General features: G+C 41.5%; 20 protein-coding genes. 9 read left to right on the forward strand and 11 right to left on the reverse strand.

Annotated features, from left to right (window positions below; genetic code table 11):
* Nucleotides 1–216: 216 nt before the first annotated feature.
* Entirely contained in the window at nucleotides 217–1,137 is a 921-nt protein-coding gene (locus C7S20_RS18050) for an AraC family transcriptional regulator (protein ID WP_159039977.1), read from the forward strand.
* A gap of 32 nt (nucleotides 1,138–1,169) precedes the next feature.
* Here the strand turns inward: C7S20_RS18050 and C7S20_RS18055 are convergent, their stop codons facing one another.
* The 3 genes from C7S20_RS18055 to C7S20_RS18065 all read right to left on the reverse strand — a co-directional run bounded on the left by C7S20_RS18055 (nucleotide 1,170) and on the right by C7S20_RS18065 (nucleotide 5,331).
* Nucleotides 1,170–3,590 (reverse strand): beta-galactosidase, encoded by a 2,421-nt coding sequence (locus C7S20_RS18055; protein WP_107013766.1) that lies wholly within the window; start codon nucleotides 3,588–3,590, stop codon nucleotides 1,170–1,172.
* Between the two features lie 71 nt (nucleotides 3,591–3,661).
* A complete protein-coding gene (locus C7S20_RS18060; RefSeq protein ID WP_107013767.1) occupies nucleotides 3,662–4,543 on the reverse strand; it encodes a hydroxypyruvate isomerase family protein in 882 nt (293 codons plus the stop codon).
* 83 nt (nucleotides 4,544–4,626) lie between these two features.
* Complete coding sequence (locus C7S20_RS18065; RefSeq protein ID WP_107014320.1) at nucleotides 4,627–5,331, reverse strand: NUDIX hydrolase; 705 nt, start codon at nucleotides 5,329–5,331, stop codon at nucleotides 4,627–4,629.
* A 114-nt stretch (nucleotides 5,332–5,445) separates the two neighbouring features.
* Here C7S20_RS18065 and galK point away from each other — a divergent pair, with 114 nt between their 5' ends.
* The 3 genes from galK to C7S20_RS18080 are packed head-to-tail and all read left to right on the forward strand — an operon-like array spanning nucleotide 5,446 to nucleotide 8,676.
* Complete coding sequence (galK, locus tag C7S20_RS18070; RefSeq protein WP_107013768.1) at nucleotides 5,446–6,618, forward strand: galactokinase; 1,173 nt, start codon at nucleotides 5,446–5,448, stop codon at nucleotides 6,616–6,618.
* Nucleotides 6,615–7,655, forward strand: coding sequence for a UDP-glucose--hexose-1-phosphate uridylyltransferase (locus C7S20_RS18075; RefSeq protein ID WP_107013769.1), 1,041 nt, complete (start codon nucleotides 6,615–6,617; stop codon nucleotides 7,653–7,655). Before galK ends, C7S20_RS18075 begins: the two co-directional genes overlap by 4 nt.
* A gap of 10 nt (nucleotides 7,656–7,665) precedes the next feature.
* Nucleotides 7,666–8,676: a LacI family DNA-binding transcriptional regulator gene (locus C7S20_RS18080; protein WP_107013770.1), complete on the forward strand. Its 1,011-nt coding sequence runs from the start codon at nucleotides 7,666–7,668 to the stop codon at nucleotides 8,674–8,676.
* A 63-nt stretch (nucleotides 8,677–8,739) separates the two neighbouring features.
* On the opposite strand, the gene C7S20_RS18085 is transcribed toward C7S20_RS18080, so the two are convergent.
* The 8 genes from C7S20_RS18085 to C7S20_RS18120 form a co-directional block, all read right to left on the reverse strand.
* The gene (locus tag C7S20_RS18085) at nucleotides 8,740–10,416 is read right to left on the reverse strand and encodes a sodium/sugar symporter (RefSeq protein WP_107013771.1); all 1,677 of its coding nucleotides are present in this window, start codon (nucleotides 10,414–10,416) and stop codon (nucleotides 8,740–8,742) included.
* A gap of 161 nt (nucleotides 10,417–10,577) precedes the next feature.
* Nucleotides 10,578–11,576: an aldose epimerase family protein gene (locus C7S20_RS18090; RefSeq protein WP_107013772.1), complete on the reverse strand. Its 999-nt coding sequence runs from the start codon at nucleotides 11,574–11,576 to the stop codon at nucleotides 10,578–10,580.
* Nucleotides 11,577–11,589: 13 nt separating this feature from the next.
* Nucleotides 11,590–13,437, reverse strand: a complete 1,848-nt coding sequence (locus C7S20_RS18095; protein WP_107013773.1) for a CocE/NonD family hydrolase — start codon at nucleotides 13,435–13,437, stop codon at nucleotides 11,590–11,592.
* A 91-nt stretch (nucleotides 13,438–13,528) separates the two neighbouring features.
* Nucleotides 13,529–14,842, reverse strand: a complete 1,314-nt coding sequence (gene tilS / locus C7S20_RS18100) for a tRNA lysidine(34) synthetase TilS (protein ID WP_193510779.1) — start codon at nucleotides 14,840–14,842, stop codon at nucleotides 13,529–13,531.
* 56 nt (nucleotides 14,843–14,898) lie between these two features.
* Entirely contained in the window at nucleotides 14,899–16,203 is a 1,305-nt protein-coding gene (pabB, locus tag C7S20_RS18105; RefSeq protein WP_107013774.1) for an aminodeoxychorismate synthase component I, read from the reverse strand.
* A complete protein-coding gene (locus tag C7S20_RS18110; RefSeq protein WP_107013775.1) occupies nucleotides 16,204–16,740 on the reverse strand; it encodes an NADPH-dependent FMN reductase in 537 nt (178 codons plus the stop codon).
* A gap of 549 nt (nucleotides 16,741–17,289) precedes the next feature.
* Entirely contained in the window at nucleotides 17,290–18,693 is a 1,404-nt protein-coding gene (lpdA, locus tag C7S20_RS18115) for a dihydrolipoyl dehydrogenase (RefSeq protein WP_107013776.1), read from the reverse strand.
* A gap of 103 nt (nucleotides 18,694–18,796) precedes the next feature.
* Nucleotides 18,797–19,255: an Lrp/AsnC family transcriptional regulator gene (locus tag C7S20_RS18120; RefSeq protein WP_107014322.1), complete on the reverse strand. Its 459-nt coding sequence runs from the start codon at nucleotides 19,253–19,255 to the stop codon at nucleotides 18,797–18,799.
* 153 nt (nucleotides 19,256–19,408) lie between these two features.
* Here C7S20_RS18120 and C7S20_RS18125 point away from each other — a divergent pair, with 153 nt between their 5' ends.
* The 5 genes from C7S20_RS18125 (at nucleotide 19,409) to C7S20_RS18145 (ending at nucleotide 23,662) form a co-directional block, all read left to right on the forward strand.
* Nucleotides 19,409–20,623 (forward strand): aminotransferase class I/II-fold pyridoxal phosphate-dependent enzyme, encoded by a 1,215-nt coding sequence (locus C7S20_RS18125; protein WP_107013777.1) that lies wholly within the window; start codon nucleotides 19,409–19,411, stop codon nucleotides 20,621–20,623.
* A gap of 155 nt (nucleotides 20,624–20,778) precedes the next feature.
* Nucleotides 20,779–22,257 carry a Na+/H+ antiporter NhaC gene (gene nhaC, locus C7S20_RS18130; protein ID WP_107013778.1) on the forward strand — a complete coding sequence of 493 codons (1,479 nt, stop codon included), beginning with the start codon at nucleotides 20,779–20,781 and terminating at the stop codon, nucleotides 22,255–22,257.
* 201 nt (nucleotides 22,258–22,458) lie between these two features.
* Entirely contained in the window at nucleotides 22,459–23,097 is a 639-nt protein-coding gene (locus tag C7S20_RS18135; protein WP_107013779.1) for a peroxiredoxin, read from the forward strand.
* Nucleotides 23,098–23,118: 21 nt separating this feature from the next.
* Entirely contained in the window at nucleotides 23,119–23,433 is a 315-nt protein-coding gene (locus tag C7S20_RS18140; protein WP_107013780.1) for a thioredoxin family protein, read from the forward strand.
* Nucleotides 23,414–23,662 carry a DUF6952 family protein gene (locus tag C7S20_RS18145; protein ID WP_107013781.1) on the forward strand — a complete coding sequence of 83 codons (249 nt, stop codon included), beginning with the start codon at nucleotides 23,414–23,416 and terminating at the stop codon, nucleotides 23,660–23,662. Before C7S20_RS18140 ends, C7S20_RS18145 begins: the two co-directional genes overlap by 20 nt.
* Nucleotides 23,663–23,713: the final 51 nt, after the last annotated feature.

Here is a 23,713-nt window from a genome sequence, read left to right on the forward strand (position 1 = left end):
AGATTTTTCTGTGATTAGATGGACAATATGATTATTCTTCTAACTTTATGAAAAATATTCCTCTTAGATTAATATTGGTAAAAAAAACACCTAATGAGTAGAACATTGAGGTTATTCAAGAATAATGAATTAATAAAAAATAGTAAACAAAGATTCAATAACCTCCTGTTAATGGACGAATCGATGATAGGAAGGAAAAATATAAAAATTTTTATTTTGAAGAAAGATTTAGACTCAACAGAGCCCATAGATGGAAAGACAGATAGCTTTTATGGGGCACGAAGCGTGGTCATGACCAAAAGGCAACTTAGCATGATCAAAAAAAATCCGCTGATTCGTGGGCTTTATATCAGTGATATTGGTTTTTATCCGCATGCGCGAAACCACTACAGAAAACGAAAAAACGGAGTAAGCGAAAATATCTTAATTTATTGTATCGAGGGTGCCGGATCTATTAGTACTTCAAATGGCGTTCAGCAATTAAAACCCAATGAATATTTCATCATCCCAGCATATGAACCACATAAATACTGGGCTTCCTCACGCATTCCCTGGTCAATTTACTGGATACATTTTGGCGGTTTACATAGCTTTCTATTCAAAGAATTCTTTAGTAAATTGAGGTCAATTGACCCAAACGCAGAGGCAAGAATTAATGACCGTATCAATCTGTTCAATGAACTTTTAACTACTCTGGAATCCGGATTTTCAATCCAGAATCTGAACTACGCAAATTTATCCCTAAACAATCTCCTTGCCTCCTTTTTCTTTGTGGAAACCTATAGGATGGTGAAAGGATACAGAAGTTCTAACCCAGTAGATCAATGTATTCTGTTCATGCAGAAAAACATCTGCAAAAATCTCAGAATTTCAGACTTTGCAAAACACGTAAATTTATCTGAATCCCATTTTTCGATGATTTTCAAAAACCAAACCGGCTCCTCGCCCCTAGAATATTTCATTAATGTAAAAATGCAGGAAGCCATACGTCTGCTTACCAACCAATCCCTAAAAATTAAAGAAGTTGCCTATATCTTAGGCTACAACGATCCTTATTATTTCACCCGGATCTTCACAAAACATATTGGATCAAGCCCTTCTTCCTTTATAAAAATAAGCAAGAGAAAAATGAAGTGATGCACGAGCTTTGGAGATTCATTTCTTTGGCCTTAGAAAGTCAAGGAGACTTTGTACTCCGGAAAGAATTCCGGAGTACCGATCTTCAGAAATTGCCCCCTCTCGTCAAATTCCGGGATTTTCGCCGGATCCAGGTCCTGCAAAAATGAGGCATTTTTGTACATCGGCCTAAAATAGAATACCAGTTTGCCAGGACTTGGCTGATTGAGGTAATCGCGTAGGCCAATCTCCCAGGGAATGCCTTTATAGAAGTCGTCGATCACTAACTTCCCATTGAGGAATCCCTGCCCCGTATCACCGGTATAGTGAACGCGACAGATAATATCATCCGGTCCATGAGGCATGCCTGAGGACAGATCGATGGACATTTTATTGCCCTTGTATTCCACAGGAAAATCAATTGGAATGGCTTTTAGCTCGAGCTTGTAACTGGCCAACAAATCGCCGGGGTTCGAAAGCCTGGTCAAGTTTCCCTTACTCGCCTTCAGTTCTCCTTTTGCCGGATACTCCTGAATGTTGATGTTGTTCTTATCCTTGGAAATGAGATCAAATTGGCCGTTTTTATCCAAAACCATGGCATCGGTGATGATCATAAAGTCATCGCCAGCATTTTTCACTTTCCAGCAGTTGAGCGCAGTGGCTTTGTCAATGACTAGGAAATGCAGGGTTTCCGTTTTGGACTGAATGCTTATTTCTGCAGGTAATTTATCAGGTTTGATCAGTACCCGCTGCGAACTTTTATCGATCATGCAGTTGGGGGCTTTCACAATTTTTTCTTCGGAAGCAGCAATGGAAAATTCCGGCTGCACGCCCTCGGGGGCAAAAAATACGTAAAATTCACCATCCCGATTTTGGCCTTTGGTAAGGAGTTGGGCCGTGGCATAATTCAAACGAACATTTCCCAGTTGCAGATTGACAGGCAAAATGGCATTCTCATCCTTATTCAGACTTATACCGCCCGACTCAGGTATCTGTATTCGCCCGTCATTCAAATGGATATTAAACTGCAGGTTTTCCAGGTCTTTTCGTTGCTTATGGTCTTGAAAATTATTCAAAAACAAGAATGCCTCATCACCGTTGGAACGAACGGAGTAGCGGACTTTCTCAGGTTTATAAGGGTTCCCTGAAGGTGGGTCGATCGGCAGTACCATTGGGGCTATCATCTCACCAAAACTGTGAATAAAGTAATGCAACGTTTTCAACCGGTAGAACGACTCCCGGGGCTTTCCATAGGCCGAAAGCGGCGCCTGAAAATCGTACTCCATTTTAGGATAGCCGTAAGCTTCATCATTAAAATAGAATTCGTCTCCCTTTGGGGTGATACCGCCATGGTACATATAGTAACCAATGCCGTTGGCCCCACTTCCCAGAAATCTGTTAATTAGAGCCTCGAGACTTTTGGCCGGTACGACAGGACGGCGTGTATAGGTCCCTTCAATCCCACCGCCGATTTCCGCAGCGATGTATGGGTAATCCTCCGGATTGTAGCGCACTGGGCCGTAATCCGGATTTTTCTGCAAGTTCTTGTACAAGTAAAAATCGGAGGGCTCAGCCGGTGCCCATCCCGGATAGGGATAAGCGGCCTGAACAGGGAGTGTTTCATTCTTTATTACGGCGGCGTTCCCCCAACCGGTGGCCGTGTATATCGGAGCATTTAGTCCGTTTTTTTGTGCGAGCGACTTGAGTACGGACATATGCTGATTTCCCAGCTCCGCATATGGATTTTCTTCCTTCGAAATGCTAACCCCCTCCTGAGTAAGCTGACGATCTCGTTCAGCAGCCGTAAAATCAAAGGGCTGAGCGGGATAAGTCAAACCCCAGGGTGATGCCGAATGCTGATATTCATTTTCCAACTGAATGGCGAAAATAGGTCCGCCGTCCTTGAACAAAAGACCCTTCACCTGAATACCGATTTGGTGGTACAGACGATCGACATATTTCAAATATTCCGGGTCGTTGGAACGGATTGTGAGCATCTTGCCGAGCAACCAGTCAGGAAGTCCGCCGTTCCTGATTTCACCATGACAAAAGGGTCCCACCCTGAGGATGACCTTCATATCATTTGCAGCACATAATTGAATAAACTGGCGAAGATTGTTGTCACCTTCCCAGCTGAACACCCCTTCCTGTTCTTCATGCATGTTCCAAAAAACATAAGTAGCAATTACGTCGATGCCACCTGCTTTCATTTTCTGAATGGCCTCCTTCCAATGCTCATTTGGATAGCGTGAAAAATGAAATTCCCCGGTTATAAGAATGGTCGGCTCCCCGTCCATGGTTAAGTATTGGTTGTTAATACCAATCGTTTCTCCTTGGATATTTTCACCTTCCATTTCGAGGTGTGCTGATTGAACTTTAAGGCTAGCCACACGTGCATCGAGAGAGTATGACTGACCGAATGATTGGCCAAAGACAAGGAATATAACAGCCAGTAAGAGAGTCTTTTTTACCATTATTGTGGGTTTGCTATTTTAATTAAGGAATGAAATAAGGGGTTTTTCATTGGGTATATTACATTAAATTTTTAAATATCACAGATCTCAATTCCCTGTTTCAGGGCAGCGAGTTTATCATCCCAGGTGGGAATAAACTCCTGCGCTACAAAACCTTCAAAACCGGTATCATGAATCGCTCTCATGATCGCGGGATAATAAAGTTCCTGGGTATCATCGATCTCATTCCGGCCAGGTACGCCGCCGGTATGGTAATGGGCGAGATACTCATGATTATCACGAATGGTTCGAATCACATCTCCTTCCATGATCTGCATATGGTAAATATCGTAGAGTAATTTAAAATTAGGACGGTCGAGCCTTTTCGCCAGGGCCACTCCCCAATCGGTATGGTCGCACATATAATCTTTATGATCTACTTTGCTGTTGAGAAGCTCCATCACCATGGTCACGTTCTTTTTATCGGCATAGTCGAGCAAGGGAGTCAGACCTTTGATGCAGTTTACGATGCCGGTTTCCTCATCCATGCCGTTCCGATTTCCAGAAAAACAGATCACATTTTTAATATTATGAGCAGAGGCTTTGTCTATGAGTCCGCGATAAGCTTCCTGAAGCCGCGCGTGGTTATCGGGATTATTGAAACCGTGGGCGATACTCGCAAAATCATCGGTGGCCATCGAGCAGACCAGGCCTTCTTTTTCAACGGTATCCCATTCTGAAGGTTTTAAAAGATCCATACCTGTAATTCCCATTTTTCTGCAGGCCTGGGCAAATTCCTTTAACGGGATATCTCCATAGGGCCAGCGACAAACGGAATGCCTGATCTTTCCGGAAAAGGCAGGTTTCTCAATTTTTTCCGAAGCTAAAATTGGGGAAATACTGGAGAGTCCGATAAAACCCACTCCCAGTCCGATATTTTTTAGGGCATTTCTTCTGTTGATCTTATGAGCCATTGTGATTAATTTTCTTAAAAATACTAATAAACGTAAAATAGACAGTTATATAAGATGAAAAAATTCGGGAAGCACTAAAGATGCTATACAATCTCGAAATTGTATCCCGAATCCATCAATTGCTGGTAATTCTTATAGTTAAATTTATAAAGAAAAGCTCCGCGCTTGCTTCCGCTCCGGTCTTTTTCATCCAGCTTTTCCAGGACATTTAGTGATAAAACCTTTTTTCTGAAATTACGCGAATCCAGCTTTTTCTGATAAATAGCCTCGTAAAGAAGCTGTAACTGCGGGATGGTAAATTTCTCCGGCAATAATTCAAAACCAATAGGCCGGTAACGCGCATTCTGCCGAATTTGCGCCAGCACATCATCCACCATCTGGCGATGATCGAGAATCAGCTCGGGCAAATCATCAATTTCAAACCAGTGGGCACCATGTTCTTCAACCAGTTGCTCATCATGCTCTTCAATTCTGATTAGGGCATATTGAGCAACAGAAATACACCGGTATCCTGGATCCCTGTCTTTCTTACCGTAAGTTTTTAGCTGCTGCATAAAAACCTTGTCGAGGCCTGTAATCTCCTTTAAAACTCTATGTCCTGCCACATCTATATCTTCATCGAGCCTTACAAAACTTCCAATCAGCGACCACTCTCCGCGCAAAGGTTCCACCCTTCTTCGGAAGAGTAATAATTTCAATTTTCCAGAGTCAAAACCGAAGATAATACAATCGGTCGCCACATACATTTTTTCTTTAATCTGATAAAGATCTGTGCGGGCTGAAGCCATCATTCCTTAAATTTTGATTAAATATAACCATTTAAAATTTTTATAAAATAAATTTTTAGCGTAATTTTTACGTTTATTATATATTTGTTATTATTAAAACGAAAAAGCAACACATTGAAGCATATCAGAACCTTTCAAAAGAAACCCGAAGATTTTGCCAATTTTAATGCGAGCCTGAGTGTTCATTCGCCGGGACGTATTAACCTCATTGGCGAACACACCGATTATAATGAAGGTTTTGTGCTTCCCTCAGCCATTGATAAAAAGATCAAATTCCAATTCAGGCCGAATAATACCGAAAATTTCTGTCGTATTTTTAGTGAAACTTTCGGAAAAGGTTTTGAATTCAGAATAGATGAAGTTTTTGAAAAACAGGCAGGCTGGGAAAATTATATTCTCGGCGTCTTAGAGCAACTGAAAAAAATGGGGAAAACTCCCGGGGGTTTTGATTGTATCCTGAAAAGCGAACTTCCGGTTGGAGCAGGAATCAGTTCATCGGCTGCCCTGGAATGCGGACTCGCGGCCGGACTTAATGAATTATTCAACCTGGGGCTTTCCAAACTTGATATTGTAAAACTATCTCAGAAAGCCGAAAATGAATTTGTGGGCAACAATTGCGGGATCATGGACCAGTATGCTTCGGTAATGAGCAAAAGCGGTAACCTTATACTTCTCGATTGCCGGGATCTGCATTCAGAATATATTCATGCTGATTTTAAAAATTGCAGCCTTCTTTTACTGAACACCAAAGTTTCGCACAGCCTCGCAGACAGCGAATACAATACCCGAAGAGCTGAATGCGAAAAAGCTGTATCTATTATTCAAAAAGATCATCCGGAAGTTAAAAGCCTTCGGGATGTCGATCATAAAACTTTAGAAAATTATAAAAAACAACTGGACGAAAAGATATACCGGCGCAGCCTTTACGTGATCGAAGAAAATGAACGGGTTATTGAAGCGACTAAGGCCCTAAAAGAAGAAGATCTTAAACAATTTGGAAGACTGATGTATCAATCTCACGAAGGTCTTCAGCACCAGTACGAGGTAAGTTGTAAAGAACTGGATTTTATGGTTGATTTCTCGAGGGATAAAAATTATATCTATGGCTCCCGAATGATGGGCGGCGGTTTTGGAGGATGCACCATTAATCTTATCGAAAATGAACATATAGATCATTATTCAACCGAATTGAGCCGGGCCTATAAAGAAAAATATGGTATTGATCCCGATGTGATCAAAGTATTGCCTGATGCCGGAACCACTGTTGTAAAGGAAGCAAAACCATGAAAGAAAAATTAGATAATCAATCGCATCGAAGGTATAATATTCTAACCGGTGAATGGATCCTTGTTTCTCCACATCGCACCAAACGGCCGTGGCAGGGAAAGACTGAAGAAAGCAAAGCGCCTCAAAAAGCAACTTATGATCCCGGATGCTATCTTTGCCCGGGCAATGAAAGGGCTGGCGGGGAGAAAAATCCGAATTATAAAAGACCCTACACTTTTGTTAACGACTTCTCCTCGCTTTTGCCCGACATTGAAGAATTTGATTATAAGGAAGGTTTGTTAACAGCCGAATCTGAAAGAGGTATTTGCAAGGTAGTTTGTTTTTCCCCGGATCATTCGCTTACTCTTCCGCTGATGGAAGTTGAAGATATTACCGAAGTCATCAAAACCTGGAAAAAGGAATTTCAGGAACTCAGTTCCCATGATTTTATCAATTATGTTCAGATTTTTGAGAACAAAGGCGCCATGATGGGCTGTAGTAATCCGCACCCGCACGGACAAATCTGGTCTCAGAAATCTATTCCAACAGAAATTCTGAAAAAATCAGCAAAATTCAAAGAATATTGGGAAGCTAACCAGCGCAGCATACTCGCCGATTATCTTGAGCAGGAATTGGAAGCAGATGAAAGAATACTGGAAGAAAATGAGCATTTCGTGGCTCTTATTCCGTTTTGGGCGGTATGGCCATTTGAAGCTATGATCATTCCTAAAAGACATCTTCAGCATATTGGTGAGTTAAATGAATCGGAGGAAAAAGCTTATGCCGAAATTTTAAAAAAACTAACCACCAAGTACGACAATCTTTTCAAAACCTCCTTCCCATATTCTTCAGGAATTCATCAGGCACCGACTGATGGAAAGGATCATCCGGAATGGCATTTTCACATGAGTTTTTATCCGCCGCTGCTCCGTTCGGCAACGGTAAAGAAATTTATGGTGGGTTATGAAATGTTTGCAGGGCCTCAGCGGGATATTACTGCTGAGCAGGCTGCGAAAATGCTGAACGAACTTCCTGAATTTCATTATCTTAGGCAATAAAAACCGGTAAATGGAACAAAAGGTGACTCTTAAGGAACTGGCGAAACAACTCAATGTTTCCATAAGTACAGTCTCAAAGGCTTTAAATGACAGTCCCGAGATTAGCCCCAGGACTCGCGAAAGAATAAAGGAAGCCGCACAACTAAGGCATTATATTCCTAGTTCTCTGGGCCGCAACCTTAAATCCATGCAAACGCGAACCATAGGAGTGATCATTCCCGATATACTTCCCCATTTTTTTGCCAAGGCTTTATACGGGATGGAAGCTAAAGCTACAGAAATGGGATACAGGCTTATCATTTGTATCTCCAATGAGTCTTTAAAAAAAGAAAAAGAAAGTATTGAAACCCTCATTTCCGGTAGTGTTGACGGAATAGTGATGTCGATTTCTCAGGAGACGCAGGCGAAAAAGCAGATCCAGCACCTCCTGGATCTAAAAGAATATAATGTACCCCTGGTTCTCTTTGATCGTGTTCTTGCAGGAATTCCATGTGACAAAGTGAGTATCAACGATTCCCTGCAGGCAGAACAGGCAACTATGGAACTTATATCAACAGGGTGTCGTAAAGTGGCTTACGCGACAGGAATTCCTTTCACCAGTGTGGACGACCAGCGCAGAGACGGTTATATGGAAGCCGCAAAAAGGCAGAAAATGAAAAACCGCATTATTGAGTTTACCCATGATAAGTTTCCACACCAGAAGTTCCTGAAACTACTTCAGGAAGAAAAAATTGACGGCATTCTCGCTTCTGATGAGCTCTCTGCAGTTCAGGTTACCAAATGTATCCTTAATGCAGGCTTCCGTATTCCTGAAGATATTTCGGTAATTGGATTTACAAACGGAGTAATGGGAGAAAATTTTCGGCCTTCTCTAAGCGTCATCGATCAGCAGGAAGAGGAACAGGGCAAACTGGCTCTTGAAACCGCTATTGACAGGATCGAAAATAAATTACCGGATGAGTTTATGGATTACAAATTAAAAACAACCATTATTCACCGTGATTCTACAAGGAAAGTTTAAAAAAGCATAAAAAAATCCCAAAACCGCGAGTTTTGGGATTTTTTATGTTTCAGTTTCAAATTTTTACCAGAATAGGGCGTATAACATTGTGAGGATAAGAATTATCGCGAAACTACAAATATTGAATACAGGGCCCGTTTTGAATAAGCCTTTTGTAAGTTTGATTGATTTCTCCTGAATTGTTCCACCTGTTTCAGCGTAACTGATGATCACCATTATTATCATAGTAAGGATCCAGGTTGCCATCATCTGGTGCATAAAAGGCCAGGTAACGAAAAACGGAGAATCGATCCATCCGTTAGGTCCAACTTTAAAGTAAAGCGCGATCGGGATAGATACCAGAACACCCCAAATTGCAGCTCTGTTTGTGGTTTTTCTCCAGAAAAGACCTAATATAAAGACCGCAAGGATCCCCGGACTTACCACACCGGTATATTCCTGTATATATTGAAATACCTGACCCAGGCTTTTCAATTGTGGCGCCAGAATAATGGCAATAACTAGAGCGATACTCGCTGTAATCCGGCCAACATTTACAAGTTGCTGTTCATTTTTCTTTTTCTGAAAGAAAGGCTTGTAAATATCCATTGTAAAAATCGTAGCCGTTGAGTTAAGCATAGAAGCCAGTGACGAAACAATCGCGGCAGCAAGTGCGGCAAGAACAAGACCTTTTAAACCGGCAGGTATAAATTGCTTGATCAGCCATGGAGCAGCGTTATCGTTAATCACATTTCCGCTTGCGGTGAAAAATGAAGGATCGGTAACTCCCTGGACGATATTTCCTCCGGCATCGGTGTTTAATACAAAAGCGATAATCCCGGGAATTACAGTAATAAGAGGTATTAATAATTTAAGAAATCCGGCCAGCACGATCCCTTTTTGGGATTCTCTTAAACTTTTCGCAGCCAGGGTACGCTGAATGATATACTGGTTAAAGCCCCAGTAATAAAGGTTAGCAACCCACATTCCGCCTACAAGAACGGCAAGTCCGGGAAGATCCCACCAGGCATCTTTCCCATTAGGAGTAATAATTTCACCTTTATCAAGGATCATAGAGAATTTTGCAGGAACCTGCTCATAGATGGTTGCCATTCCATGGAAAATATTTCCATCGGGTGATACATGTTCTAAAGCGATAAAAGTGGTGATAAGTCCACCCGCTACGAGCAGCACGACCTGAACCACATCTGTCCATGCAACTGCTGAAAGTCCGCCGTAAAGGGAATATGCGGCGGCAAAAAGTGCCAGCCCAATAATACTTTCCATAAAAATAGAGCCGTCACCGGTACCAATTATGGTATCTAAAGCTGTGGCTCCCAGGTAAAGCACAGAGGTAAGGTTAACGAAAATGAACAAACAGATCCAGAAAACTGCCAGGATCGTTTTCAAATTCTTGCTATACCTAACTTCAATAAATTCAGGAATGGTATAAAGCTTCTTTTCAATAAAGATCGGAAGGAAAAATTTTCCCACGATGATCAGGGTAAGAGCAGCCATCCATTCATACGAAGCAATGGCCAAACCGAGTGCAAAACCCGAACCTGACATTCCAATGAATTGTTCTGCCGAAATATTCGCGGCAATAAGTGAAGCACCAATGGCCCACCAGGGCAGAGATTTACTTGCAAGAAAATAATCTTCAGAGGTTTCTCCTTTTCCTCGGGATACCCAAAGTCCAATTCCTATAATTAGCAATGCATAGGCAATGAAAACTATCAGGTCCAGTAATTCAAACTCCATAAAAGATCTGTTTAAGGTTGTTCGTTAGTTAGTTAGTTGTTAGAAATAAATTTGAGCGGAAGTTATGCAACAGATTATTTGCATCATAATATTATCTTAAATTTTTCTAAATATAGAACTATATTCCCAAAAGTTAATAAATCGATAAAAATTTATATCAACTATTTTACACTGAATGAAAAGGTGATCTCATTCTTATATTCCTCCCCCGGCTGCAATAAACTGGACGGAAAATTCCTGAAATTAGGGGCATCGGGATAATTTTGCGCCTCCAGTGCCACCGCCGGATATTTGGAATCTATTCTGCTCAAATAGGTCCATTTTTGCGGTAAAGTTTCGGGCGAATAAATTACCATAACGGGCTGATTGCTCCTCACCCGCAGTTTTATTCCGCTTAAGGGAGAAAATAATTGCGCCTGTACCTCATTCTCCATCACATCAAGGATATAAACATCATCAAGTTCGCGATTTCCCAGCAGCCGACTTTCCCTGTAATCTTTAGGATGATCTTTTAATTTGGTGAGGTTTCCCGTGGGCAAATTTATTTCGTCCAGTTCAAGGATCTTCGAGGCCTTCACTTTCATGAAATGATCACTCACACTTCCTCCACCGTTCAAATTCCAGTAGCTGTGGTTTGTAATATTTACAATGGTAGTTTTATCGGTTTTTGCGAAATAAGAAATTTTGATCTCGTTTTTTTCGGTTAGCGTATAGGTCGCTTCAACTCTTAGGGTTCCCGGATAGCCTTCTTCCAGATTTTGACTTATATAGGAAAGTTTTACAGAAGGATTCTCTCCTTTTTCAACATTTTCAATATTCCATAACCTGTATTGAAAGCCAAAATGACCACCGTGCAAATGGGCACCTTCATATTCTTCATAAAGATCATACTCTTCCTCCCCAATCTTGAACTTTCCGTTTGCTATTCTCCCTGCAAAACGCCCTACAGTCGCACCAAAACATTTATTTTCCTCACGGTATTCGCTGCTTATATAATCTGAAGGTTCCTGTGGACCGACTATAACATCGGTAAGTTTCCCTTTATTATTCTTTATTTTGAAACTGAAAATTGTCGCTCCAAAATTGAGGATCTGCAAACGACTTTTTCTCGAATTCTCGAGTTCGATAATTTTAAGATCTGATGCTTCCACTTTTTTCACGACAGGTCAATTTTTATTCTTTCAATAAGGAGAATTCAATAGCCGAATCTCCATAGATAGTATGCGTTTGCTTCTTAAAATCTTCCTCGTTAGCCTTGAAGATATTGTCTACATAAGTTTGAGGATTAAGATCTATGAGCGGAAACCAGGTGCTCTGGATCTGGATCTGTAGCTTATGTCCTTTTTTAAAGGTATGATTTATTCCCTGTAAAGTTAAATCTACTTCCGTCTTTTTATTAGGAGTAAAAGGTTCCGGATTTGAAAAAGAGTTTCTGAACCTGCCTCGCATGACCTCACTCCTTACCATCATATAATAATTGCTCATGTTCAGGTGTGGCTGTGTTTCCTCATAATTTTCAGCATCTGGCGGGTATACGTCTATGACCTTTACCACCCAGTCGGCAGCTGTTCCGGTGGTAGCCACCTTTAGTTTTGCCTGGATGGGCCCTACCATTTTCATATCTTCCTTCAAAACATCGGTTTCATAAACTACCACATCGGGCCTTCTTGCAGCAAATCGCTGATCCCCGGTCATGTATTCCCTTGGGGTGAAAACAACTTTGATCTCATCGTTATATGAAATCGGTTTCTCGGGATCACTCACAAAAGTTTCGGTATGATTGGTAGCCGTAGTAGTGAATTCCTGGTGCGCTCCCAGGTAAAAAGTAGTGTCTACGGCATTTTTTGGCGGCCATTGTTCATATTCGTTCCACTGGCGAAGGCCGGTGTCATAAATGGAAGCTTCCGGAAGGCCGAGTTTTTCTTTGCCTTTTAAGAAATGATTGAAAAAAACCGTCTCTTTATTTTTCTGAAAATCGGCTGAAATATTATCGCCAAAATACACATTCCCAACCGACTGTCTTTTGGTATTTCTCGCCCAGTCACCATGACTCCAGGGACCATAAACCAGGATATTATAATTGTCACTGTTTTTCTCAATGCTCTTATAAATATTGAAAGGACCGTAAAGGTCTTCCGCATCAAAAAGACCGCCTACGATCATCACTGCCGGCTTGATACCTTTCATATACTGAACGATCCCGCGAGATTGCCAGAATTCATCATAATTTGGATGATTCTTTAGCTGCTGCCAGAATTCATTATCTTCTTTATAATACTGATCAAGGGTGCTTAAAGGCTCATGTTCCAGAAAGAATTGATACTGATCTTTGGTTCCCAATTCTGGAAGATCATACCAGGCGGTATCTACCGGCTTCGTTTTCTGGTATCCAAAAAGGGCGGTGGCTCGCCAGTAACTGAGCAAATAAGCGCCATTATGATGAAAATCGTCAAAAAAGAAATCGCTGATACTCGCCTGCGGAGAAACCGCTTTCAAAGCCGGATGACCGCTTAGCAGGGAATAAGTTGCATAAAAACCAGGATACGAAATTCCCCAGGTTCCCACATTGCCATTATTGTTAGGTACATTTTTTACCAGCCAGTCTACAGTATCATAAGTATCGCTCGCTTCATCGGTTTGTTTTTCTTTTTTATTAGGAATATAAGGTCTCATATTGTCGTATTGACCTTCGCTCATCCACCTGCCGCGAACATCCTGGTAGACGATGATATTCCCCTGTTTCATCAGAATTTCATTAGGGCCGATCTTTGAACGAAACTGCCCCTCGCCATAAGGCCGCGAACTGTAAGGCGTTCGCTGCATCAAAATGGGATATTTTTGAGTCTTATCTTTTGGTGAATAGATGGTGGTGTGAAGCTTTATGCCGTCTCGCATGGGAATATCCACTTCCATTTTTGTATAATGCTCCTTAACATCGTATTCAGATTCTGTTTGGGAAAGAACGGGGTTTGCAACAAAGAAAATTAGTATTGCAAGCAGAGGGTATTTAATAAATTTCATTCAGGGTCTTTTTTTTAAGCGCCTAAAGATAAAAAGTAGCCTCTAAACCAGGAAAGGAATTTTCTGAAAATATCAGTATTTATGCCATTTTTCAGGTGATGCAAATCTTGAATATCTTTTCATCACCTTCTTCGACTGCAAATCGACCATCAGCCCGATGCCCTATTACCCAAACGATCTCTTCACCGGAACACATTAGCCAGGTATTTTCCTTTTCGGGCAAAGAAAATTTTTCATCTTTAAAAAAACGGCTGATCTTCTTCCTGCCTTTCATTCCGAAGGGATAGAAATAATCTCCTTTTTTCCATTTTCTAATGACCACCGGAAACTGCAGTTTTCTTTTAGGTACATATATACAGTTCTTTGAAGTTCTTCCCAGTGCATTGGTTTCTGTTATGCAAAAAGTTCCCGGAGGTATCATCATGAAGTTTTCGCCTTCATTTACAACATATTCAAATTTTCCGGGGCGGTTTCTATTTTCCGTTAGTAATAATTTTTGCCGATCCCTGATAAGCCGATGCGTTTCGGAGTACACAACTTTTCCCGACTGTGCCGTCAGAAGTCCATAAACATCATTCCACTCGGTAAAGCCGAAAGATTTTAAAAGCTGGTAAAGTATCTGTTTGGGGTTTGGAACTTTTTTCAGAAACTCCACGTCGAGTTCATACCCAAATTCATTCTTTTGCACCACTTTAGGATAGAGAAGACTGATGTAGTCTTCAACAAGCTCAAAGCTTTCCCGAAGGTGCCGCTGGGTTTTGGCAAATGAATCCAGCAGTTGAGGATTGATCTCCTCCATAACCGGCACGATTTGCTGCCTGATCTTGTTGCGCATATATTTATCAGAAGCATTGCTGCTGTCTTCACGCCATTTCAATTTATGAGCTCGCGCGTATCCTTCGATTTCTTTCCTTGAAAAAGGAAGTAGTGGCCTGATAATTTTCTGGTTTTCGGTTTTGATACCAGTTAAACCTTCGGGTCCCGTTCCCCTTATAAGATTGATCAAAAAGGTTTCCAGGTTATCATTCGCGTGATGCGCGGTAAGAATAAAATCAAATTTAAGGGTTTGACGAAGCTGTTCAAACCAGTCATAACGAAGGTCGCGGGCAGCCATTTGAATGGAAATTCCCTTTTCTTCAGCGTATTTTTCAGTATTGAAATTTTCGGTATAGACTTCTGCTTCTAACGAATCAGCCAGGTCAACCACAAAAGCTTCATCTCCATCGCTTTCCTCGCCGCGCAGATTGAAATTACAATGAGCCAGCGCAAAATCCAGTTTTGCCACATAACAAAAATGGGCGAGCACAACACTGTCCACTCCTCCACTTACCGCCAGCAATAACCGATTGTTACAGAGAAACGGAAATCTTGATTTTATAAGATTTTTAAAGTCCTTTTCTATCATTTTACCAAAGATACAAAAAGACCATTCCTATTTATCTAAATGGAAGGCCTAACCTGTTAAACCTCGCTTTTACCGGCAGAAAGTACTTCGCGCATGGCCTTTGCTTTCAGTAGACATTCTTCGTATTCCTTATTTGGATTAGACCTGGCGGTAATGGCACCACCTACCGAAAATGAGAGGTATTTATTTTCCGAATTATAAAGGATACTTCGTATCACCACGTTGAAATCGAAATCACCTTCAGGAGAAAAGTAACCAACGGCCCCGCTGTAGAGTCCGCGTTTGGTCTGCTCAAGTTCCTCGATGATCTTCATTGCAGAGATTTTTGGAGCTCCGGTCATACTACCCATTGGGAAACTGGTTCGCAGAGCTTCCACCGGCGGTATAGTATCGGCGATTTTCGCCCTTACCGAAGAAATGAGCTGATGCACTTGCCGGAACGTATAAACCTTGCAGAGTTCATCTACCTTTACGCTTCCTTTTTTCGCTATACGGGAAAGGTCATTGCGCACAAGGTCTACGATCATAACATTTTCGGAATGTTCCTTTGGATCTAACGCCAGTTCCCGGGCAATTTCAAGGTCTTCTTCCGGATCATCGCTTCTCCTCGCAGTTCCTTTTATGGGCTGGGACAAAAGATCTTTTCCTTTTTTCTTCAGATATCTTTCAGGGGAGGCAGAAATAAGATTGAAATTTTCCAGTTTCAGAAATGCCGCGAATGGTGGTTTCGAAATCTGATTTAACGACTGATAGATCTCAATGGCATTCAGGTCAACATTTTCGGCATAGAATTCCTGGCAGAAATTGGCCTCGTAAATATCACCGCGATGAATATGCCGAAGCATTTCGTTTACCTTTTCTAAATACTGGTCTGGTGAAATCCGGGGTTTTACCTGAATATTTGGCAATTTTTCAGGGGAAGAAACATCAGTGGAAGAAATTTGGTTAAAATCGGTGTCTATTTCATCATCAAGCATTTTTAGATAATGAAATTCGACTTTATTTCCTTTTAAAAAGATCAGTTTTTGAGGCTGAAAAAAATAAAGATCCGGAAATTGGAGTCCGTCAAAATTTTCCGATTTCAGGTCTTCCACATCATTTTTCAGGTCGTAGCTCAGGTAACCAAAGATCCAGTCACCGGTAGTTTCCTGGTATTCCTTTAATTTATCAAAAGCGTTGAAATGATCGGTTTTTAAAGCGGTGAAAGCCTCGACGGCAAGAATGGCGTCATATTCCCCGTTTTCTGACTGATATTCATTACTATCCAGCCATACAATTTCTCTGGAATGAAGGCTCCATTCCAGCAAACGCTGTTTGAATTTTGTCAGGTCCTTTATTTCAAAAATTCTAGAAGTACGCACTTACTCATCAATTTGATGCACAAAGGTAGTAAGCACATCGTCAATTCCTATATCAAAAACCTCGTTGGTGATCTTTCCATCCTGAAAATTGTCTTTAAAAGAAGGCAAACTGAAACTTTCAATGACCTCACCTCCAAATCTAGTTAAGATATTTTTAGTGTATTCAAGCGAAGAGCGGGCTCCTCTTTTGCCGGGCGAAGTACTAAACAACAGGATTTTTTTGTCTTCTAGAAAATCGCGCTGTAAGCGTGAAAGCCAATCTATCGTATTTTTAAAAAAAACTGACGGACCTCCATTATGCTCATTAACAGCAATGATAAGGGCATCATGCTCCCGGATAAGCTGATGGATTTTTTTAAGGTTTTCCGGAAATCCCTGCTTCCTTTCCAGATCCACTCCAAACAGCGGTAAAGGATAATCTGTAAGTTTTATGCGGGTTATTTCATGGCCCTGGATCCGATCGAGTATATTGTCTAGAAGTTGCTGATTGATGGAAGTACTGCTATTTGAGCCAGCGAAACTAAGGATTTTCTTCATAATCGAAATTTAACTAAAAGTATCAATTTTTTAATGTAGAATGCAAAAAGGCACCATTTTCATGATGCCTTCACAGTTTTATAATACTAATAAGTTAACTTCTGTTCTTACGTTTCGCTGCTTTAGCAGCGCGTTTTTCCTTTAGCGACAATACCGGCTCTTTTTTAGCCGAATTCTTCGAAGGTGATTTTTCTTTTCCCATGATTTCTGAAATTTGGAATTACTTGTTAAATGTAGTGAATGTTATAATACAATATTCAAATTTTTGCAGTGAACAGGGAATTTTTAAATCACCTTAGATTATGTTTCAAAAGAAAAAACCACCCGCAAAAGGTGGTCTTTAAAAATTTTATTTCGTCCAGAAGGTGACCTCTCGACTACCTACCACGGCAGGCAGGCGCTCGAGGTGACAGTTCCCAGCCTGCTCGAGGAGACAAATCATTTGTTAAGATTCTGAAACAAGTTCAGAATGACGTTAATAAGAATTTTTAGACAACCTTTTATGTTGAATTTCAACCCGAAAGTCTCCTCGAGCGCAGTCGAGAGGTTTTACACGTGCAAAGCCCTGTTATCAGTGGCCGCAAGTGCCGCTTCTTTCATCGCTTCAGCAAATGTTGGGTGAGCATGGCTCATTCTCGAAATATCTTCGGCAGAAGCCCTGAATTCCATAGCCGTAACCGCTTCAGCAATCAAATCGGCCATACGGGCTCCAATCAGGTGAATTCCCAGCACCTCATCGGTCTTTTCATCGGCAAGGATCTTTACAAATCCGTCGAGATCGCCGCTGGCACGGGACCGACCCAAAGCGCGCATAGGGAATTTACCTTCCTTATATTTTACACCTTCCTCTTTTAACTGCTCTTCGGTCTTTCCAACCGCGGCAACTTCAGGCCAGGTATATACCACGCCAGGAATAAGGTTATAATCTATATGTGGTTTTTGACCAGCCATCAATTCGGCGACCATGGTGCCTTCTTCTTCGGCTTTATGCGCGAGCATGGCTCCGCGAACCACATCTCCAATCGCGTAGATATTATCGGCAGAAGTCTGAAGGTGATCGTTCACTTTCACTCGACCTTTATCATCCAACTCAACTCCGGCTGCTTCAGCATTCAATCCATCTGTAAATGGTCGGCGACCAACAGAAACAAGGCAGTAGTCTCCTTTCAGTTCGATCTCTTTATCCTTTTTATCATCGGCTTTTACCACGATCTCATCACCATTCCTTTCCACCGATTTCACCTTGGTGCTCACATGGAATTTAATCCCCTGCTTTTTCAATACCTTCTGAAGTTCTTTGGAAAGCGCTCCATCCATGGTAGGAATGATGCGATCCATAAACTCCACAACGGTCACTTCTGCTCCAAGCCGACGGTATACCTGACCGAGTTCGAGACCAATAACTCCGCCCCCGATCACGATCATATGTTTTGGCACTTCTTTCAGCGTTAAAGCTTCAGTAGAAGTGATCACTCTCTCTTTGTCAAGCTCGATGAACGGAAGATTAGCAGGTTTCGATCCAGTCGCGATAATGATCTTTTTCGCCTCTATCGTCTGGGTTTCGCCATCTTTTTCAATATTGATGTGGGTCTTATCTTTAAAAGAACCTACGCCATGAATCACATCGATTTTATTTTTATCCATGAGGAACTTCACACCATCACAGGTCTGACTCACCACCGATGATTTACGCTCCATCATTTTTTCAAGATTCAGTTTTACCTCGCCCGGAATTTCTATCCCATGTTCCTCAAAATGAGCAATGGCGTCGTGATAATGATGAGAAGAATCGAGCAGCGCTTTACTCGGGATACAGCCAACGTTAAGACAGGTACCTCCAAGAGTGGAATATTTTTCAATGATTGCAGTTTTCATTCCTAACTGGGCGCAACGAATGGCCGCCACATAACCTCCGGGACCCGAACCGATCACTGCAACATCATATGTACTCATAATAGCTTGTTTTTTACTGATTTTTTAACAAATTGAACACAAAAGTACGACTATTCTTGGCAATGACCAATGTAGCATTACGTACAATCCAAAATTTTAAGAATCAGAGGTTGATCACCGTCGTTTCCTTGACTTTATTAATGGTGAAGATACTCGTGGTCGAGCCTATATGGTCGAGATTCGTGAGTTTGGTGACCATGAATTCGCGGTATGCATCCATGTCTTTTACCAGGACTTTTAAAATATAATCGTAATCACCGCTCACGTGAAGGCATTCGGTAACCTCCGGAAGATGCGCTACTTCCTTTTCGAATTTGTGGAGAAAATCCTTTTTATGCTGAATGAGTTTTACCTGACAAAGCACCATAAAGCCTTTTTCTATTTTTTCGGGAGCAAGAACGGCTACATATTTTGAAATGATGCCGGCCTTTTCCAGTTTTCGAATACGCTCATATACTGCGGTTACCGAAAGTCCGAGATCATTCGAAATTTCCTTATTTGTCTTTTTGCTGTCCTGCTGGAGGTGCATCAGTATCTTCCGGTCCAGTTCATCGATTTTCATCCAAAAAATTTTCATCAAAAATAGGAATATATTGCCTGAAACAGAATATTGATCGTACATATTGAATTTTTATAGATTTATTATCTGAATATGATCAGGATCATTGTTTTTTATTCCTCATTCTCTCAACTTTGAGTCACTAAAACTAAAGACATGAAGTACAAACCGGCAGATCGCATTCAGGATTTGCAATATTTTGGCGAATTTGGAGGAGTGAATCCTTCAATTTCCGATTCATCGACCTATACCTTCCTTTCCGCAAAAACCATGTTCGATACCTTTGAGGGAAATGCGGAAGGTTGTTATCTATATTCCCGCCACTCCTCGCCTTCCAATCTTTACCTGGGTGAAGCCCTTGCCGCTATGGAAGGAACCGAAACGGCGAATGTAACCGCCTCGGGCATGGGAGCGATTACTTCGGCCCTTCTTCAGCTTTGTAAAAACGGCGATCATATTGTTTGCAGCCGCACTATTTATGGCGGTACCTATGCCTTTCTGAAGAATTTCGCACCTCAGCTGGGTATTACCACCACTTTTGTGGATATTACAAAAACCGATGTGGTTGAAGCCGCAATTCAGAAAAATACAAAAGTGATCTATTGTGAGAGCGTAAGTAATCCGTTGCTTGAAGTGGCCGATATTGAAGAACTGGCAAAAATCGCTAAAACCAACAAGCTGCAGCTTCTGGTTGATAATACCTTTTCGCCATTATCTATAAGTCCGGCAAAATTAGGCGCCGATGTGGTGATTCACAGCCTTACTAAATTCATCAACGGCAGCAGCGATACAGTTGGCGGCGTGGTTTGCGGCTCCCGTGATTTTATCAATGACCTGCGGAATGTGAACGACGGCGCAGCGATGCTTCTGGGTCCGACCATGGATAGCCTCAGGGCAGCATCCATTTTAAAGAATTTACGTACACTTCATATTCGCATGAAACAACACAGCCATAACGCGCAGTTTTTAGCTGAAAAATTCCAGGAAGACGGATTTAAAACCGTTTACCCCGGGCTAAAATCTCATCCGGGACATGTACTCTTCAAAAAAATGATGAACGAAGACTATGGTTTTGGCGGAATGCTTACCATAGATGTTGGTTCTCTGGCCAAGGCCAATGAACTTATGGAACTCATGCAGAAAGAAAATCTGGGCTACCTCGCCGTAAGCCTTGGTTTCTATAAAACATTATTCAGCGCTCCCGGCACTTCTACTTCTTCTGAAATTCCGGAAGAAGAACAAAGAGAAATGGGACTCAGCGACGGACTCATTCGTTTTTCCATTGGTCTGGACAATAATATCGAGAGGACCTACGAAAAAATGAAAGAATGTATGATCAAGGTTGGAGTACTCGAGGCTGAAATAGCCTAAATTTTTGCAGGATTAAACCGAAAGTCGTAAAATTACGATCAGAAAAAATGATCAAAATTAACGACCGGTTTTAAAATGAAGACCTCACCACAATTCTGAAAACAGAAGTTGTGGTGAGGTTTTTATTTTTAAATACTGAGATATCAAATAATTATATGGAAAACTCTACTGCGAATCCAGAAAATGAACCAATCATTGAGAATCGCGAACTGAATATCTGGGAAGCCCTTATTCCCGTTGTTGCACTTATCGGAATGCTAGCCTTTAACGTCTGGGTTTTTGGCGATTCAGCATTAGACGGGTCCAATCAGTTTATTCTTTTAATGGGAGGAGCAGTCGCCGCAATAGTAGGCCATTTCAATAAAGTGAAGTTTGAAACCATGCTCGATGAAGTAGCCCGAAATATACAGAGTACGGCAGGAGCGATTTTGATCCTTCTGATGGTTGGAGCGCTTGCTGGGACATGGCTGATAAGTGGAATTATTCCCACGATGATCTATTACGGACTCCAAATTCTGAATCCGACGATTTTTCTGGCAGCAACTGTGATTATTTGCTCCATTATTTCTGTCGCCACTGGAAGTTCCTGGACCACCTCAGCTACGGTAGGAATCGCGCTGGTGGGAATTGCCGATGCCTTGGGAATTCCGCTGGGAATGACTGCCGGGGCCATACTTTCGGGAGCTTATTTTGGTGATAAAATGTCGCCCTTAAGCGACACTACCAACCTTGCACCTGCCATGGCGGGAACCGATCTTTTTACACATATAAGATATATGGCAATTACCACGGTGCCTACAATAACCATTACCATCATTATTTTCATCATCATAGGCCTGAATCTTGATACTCATGGAACTACCGACACTTCGGCCATCCTTAATTCTATAGATTCAGCTTTTAATATAAGTCCGTGGCTGTTCCTGGTGCCCGTGATAGTTATTGTCCTTATTATAAAGAAAACCTCTCCTCTCGTAGCCCTTCTTATAGGAACACTGCTGGGAGCCGTTGCCGCCCTTATCGCACAGCCTCATGTGGTCCTGGCGATTAGTGGCAGTGAACATTTAGATTTTATCAGCGGCTATAAAGGCATTATGAAAGCCATCACCGTTGATACCGCCGTACAAACCGATTCAGAGGCTTTAAATGATCTTTTTGCTTCCAGTGGAATGGCCGGAATGCTCGGAACCATCTGGCTTATACTTTGTGCGATGGTTTTTGGCGGAATTATGGAAGCCATCGGAGCCCTGGCAAAAATCAGCAAGGCATTACTGAATATGTTCCATACCACTTTTGGTTTGTTTGCCAGCACGGTAGGAAGTTGTGTGGCTCTGAATGCGACAGCTTCAGATCAATACCTGGCCATTGTCGTCCCGGGTAAAATGTTTGCAAACGCTTACCGGGAAAAAGGCCTTGCTCCTGAAAACCTTAGCCGAACGCTCGAAGATTCAGGTACGGTTACCTCTGTTCTTGTTCCTTGGAATACCTGTGGTGCTTACCATAGCGGAGTGCTTGGAGTACCTACCTTAAGTTATATTGGTTACGCCTTTTTCAATTACCTGAGTCCGTTTATGACTTTACTCTACGCGGCATTGAATATTAAAATCAGGAGACTTACCGACAAGAAAAAATAAGAATTGTTTAATTCCAGACTTAAATTTCTGTCAATCTGCTAATTATAAATTCCATTTATTGTAAATATTAAAAGCTATAAGCAACTTCTATTTAACAATAAAATTTTAGAATTTTCATTCCTTTAAAAACAGAGCTTAAGGCTTAATTTTGTTGGTGAAAAAGAAAGATAAATAGTTTAATTTTTAAAACGATCTAACAATATGGCTTTAGTAGGAAAAAAATTTCCAAATCTTAGCGTAAACGCAATGAATGGGATGGGTGACACTTTCCAAATAAATGTTTTGGAAGAGGCCCAGAAAAACAATAAAAAAGTATTGCTTTTCTGGTACCCAAAAGATTTCACCTTTGTGTGCCCAACCGAACTTCACGCTTTTCAAAAAGCTCTGGAAGAATTTGAAAAAAGAAATGTAATGGTGATCGGAGCTTCCTGTGATACTCCCGAAGTTCACTTCGCCTGGTTAAACACTCCAAAAGATAACGGGGGAATCGAAGGTGTAACTTACCCAATTCTTGCCGATTCTAATCGCAACCTTAGCTCAAGACTTGATATTCTTGATATCTCCAATGAATCTTATGATGAGGAAACAGGTGCTTTGACCGTTGAAGGTGATAATGTAACTTACCGTGCAACCTATCTTATCGATGAGGAAGGAACAATTTTCCACGAAAGCATTAACCATATGCCACTTGGAAGAAACGTAAATGAATTCCTTCGTTTGATCGACGCTTACACTCACGTTCAGGAAAAAGGAGAGGTTTGCCCTGCCAACTGGGAAGAAGGTAAAGAAGCGATGAATGCTGACCGCGAAGGTGTTGCTAACTACCTTAGCTTAAATTAAGAAAACGGGAAAATTATTGCTATGATTCACGAATTAGAACAGGATAACTTAAGCGAACTGGTAGAAAACAACGAAACAGTGGTTGTGCAATACATGGCCGGATGGTGCGGAAACTGCCGTTTGATGAAGCCCAAGTTCAAAAAACTGGCTTCAGAAAACGAAAATGCTAAATTTATAATGGTGGATGCTGAAAAATATCCGGAATCGCGTAAACTGGCTACCGTTGATAACCTGCCAACCTTCGCGACCTTTAAAAACGGAAGTTTTAAGAATCAGGTTCAAACCAATAAGTTTGACCAGTTAAAAAACTTAGTCGATGAAGTTACCAGTAATTAGACATCTGCAGAAGAACAATGAGGTTGAGAAGCTTGAGCACACTATAGAAGTGCTGGAAAATTTCACCGAACACCGCTCGGTTTCTGAAGAAGAAATGGATGTGATAGGCGAATTGCTCACCAACCTTTGCGGAGCTGTGGAAGTCCATAAAATGATTGAAGACGGAGTTCCCGAAAGGGATGCCGCTAATAATTTTGTGAAGAAAGTGTTAGGTTCTATAGACAAATAACTTTCTTCATCCCCATAAATAAAGGCTGTTTTCGCAAGAAGGCAGCCTTTT

The sequence above is a fragment of the Christiangramia fulva genome (assembly GCF_003024155.1).
Taxonomy (GTDB): Bacteria; Bacteroidota; Bacteroidia; order Flavobacteriales; family Flavobacteriaceae; genus Christiangramia; species Christiangramia fulva.

Bases quoted from the DNA above. Each gene is read 5' to 3' on its own strand.
- C7S20_RS18055 (WP_107013766.1), bottom strand. From the start codon at position 3,590: ATGGTAAAAAAGACTCTCTTACTGGCTGTTATATTCCTTGTCTTTGGC.
- C7S20_RS18060 (WP_107013767.1), bottom strand. From the start codon at position 4,543: ATGGCTCATAAGATCAACAGAAGAAATGCCCTAAAAAATATCGGACTG.
- C7S20_RS18065 (WP_107014320.1), bottom strand. From the start codon at position 5,331: ATGGCTTCAGCCCGCACAGATCTTTATCAGATTAAAGAAAAAATGTAT.
- C7S20_RS18075 (WP_107013769.1), top strand. From the start codon at position 6,615: ATGAAAGAAAAATTAGATAATCAATCGCATCGAAGGTATAATATTCTA.
- C7S20_RS18080 (WP_107013770.1), top strand. From the start codon at position 7,666: ATGGAACAAAAGGTGACTCTTAAGGAACTGGCGAAACAACTCAATGTT.
- C7S20_RS18085 (WP_107013771.1), bottom strand. From the start codon at position 10,416: ATGGAGTTTGAATTACTGGACCTGATAGTTTTCATTGCCTATGCATTG.
- C7S20_RS18095 (WP_107013773.1), bottom strand. From the start codon at position 13,437: ATGAAATTTATTAAATACCCTCTGCTTGCAATACTAATTTTCTTTGTT.
- tilS (WP_193510779.1), bottom strand. From the start codon at position 14,842: ATGATAGAAAAGGACTTTAAAAATCTTATAAAATCAAGATTTCCGTTT.
- C7S20_RS18110 (WP_107013775.1), bottom strand. From the start codon at position 16,740: ATGAAGAAAATCCTTAGTTTCGCTGGCTCAAATAGCAGTACTTCCATC.
- lpdA (WP_107013776.1), bottom strand. From the start codon at position 18,693: ATGAGTACATATGATGTTGCAGTGATCGGTTCGGGTCCCGGAGGTTAT.
- C7S20_RS18120 (WP_107014322.1), bottom strand. From the start codon at position 19,255: ATGAAAATCGATGAACTGGACCGGAAGATACTGATGCACCTCCAGCAG.
- C7S20_RS18125 (WP_107013777.1), top strand. From the start codon at position 19,409: ATGAAGTACAAACCGGCAGATCGCATTCAGGATTTGCAATATTTTGGC.
- nhaC (WP_107013778.1), top strand. From the start codon at position 20,779: ATGGAAAACTCTACTGCGAATCCAGAAAATGAACCAATCATTGAGAAT.
- C7S20_RS18135 (WP_107013779.1), top strand. From the start codon at position 22,459: ATGGCTTTAGTAGGAAAAAAATTTCCAAATCTTAGCGTAAACGCAATG.
- C7S20_RS18140 (WP_107013780.1), top strand. From the start codon at position 23,119: ATGATTCACGAATTAGAACAGGATAACTTAAGCGAACTGGTAGAAAAC.
- C7S20_RS18145 (WP_107013781.1), top strand. From the start codon at position 23,414: ATGAAGTTACCAGTAATTAGACATCTGCAGAAGAACAATGAGGTTGAG.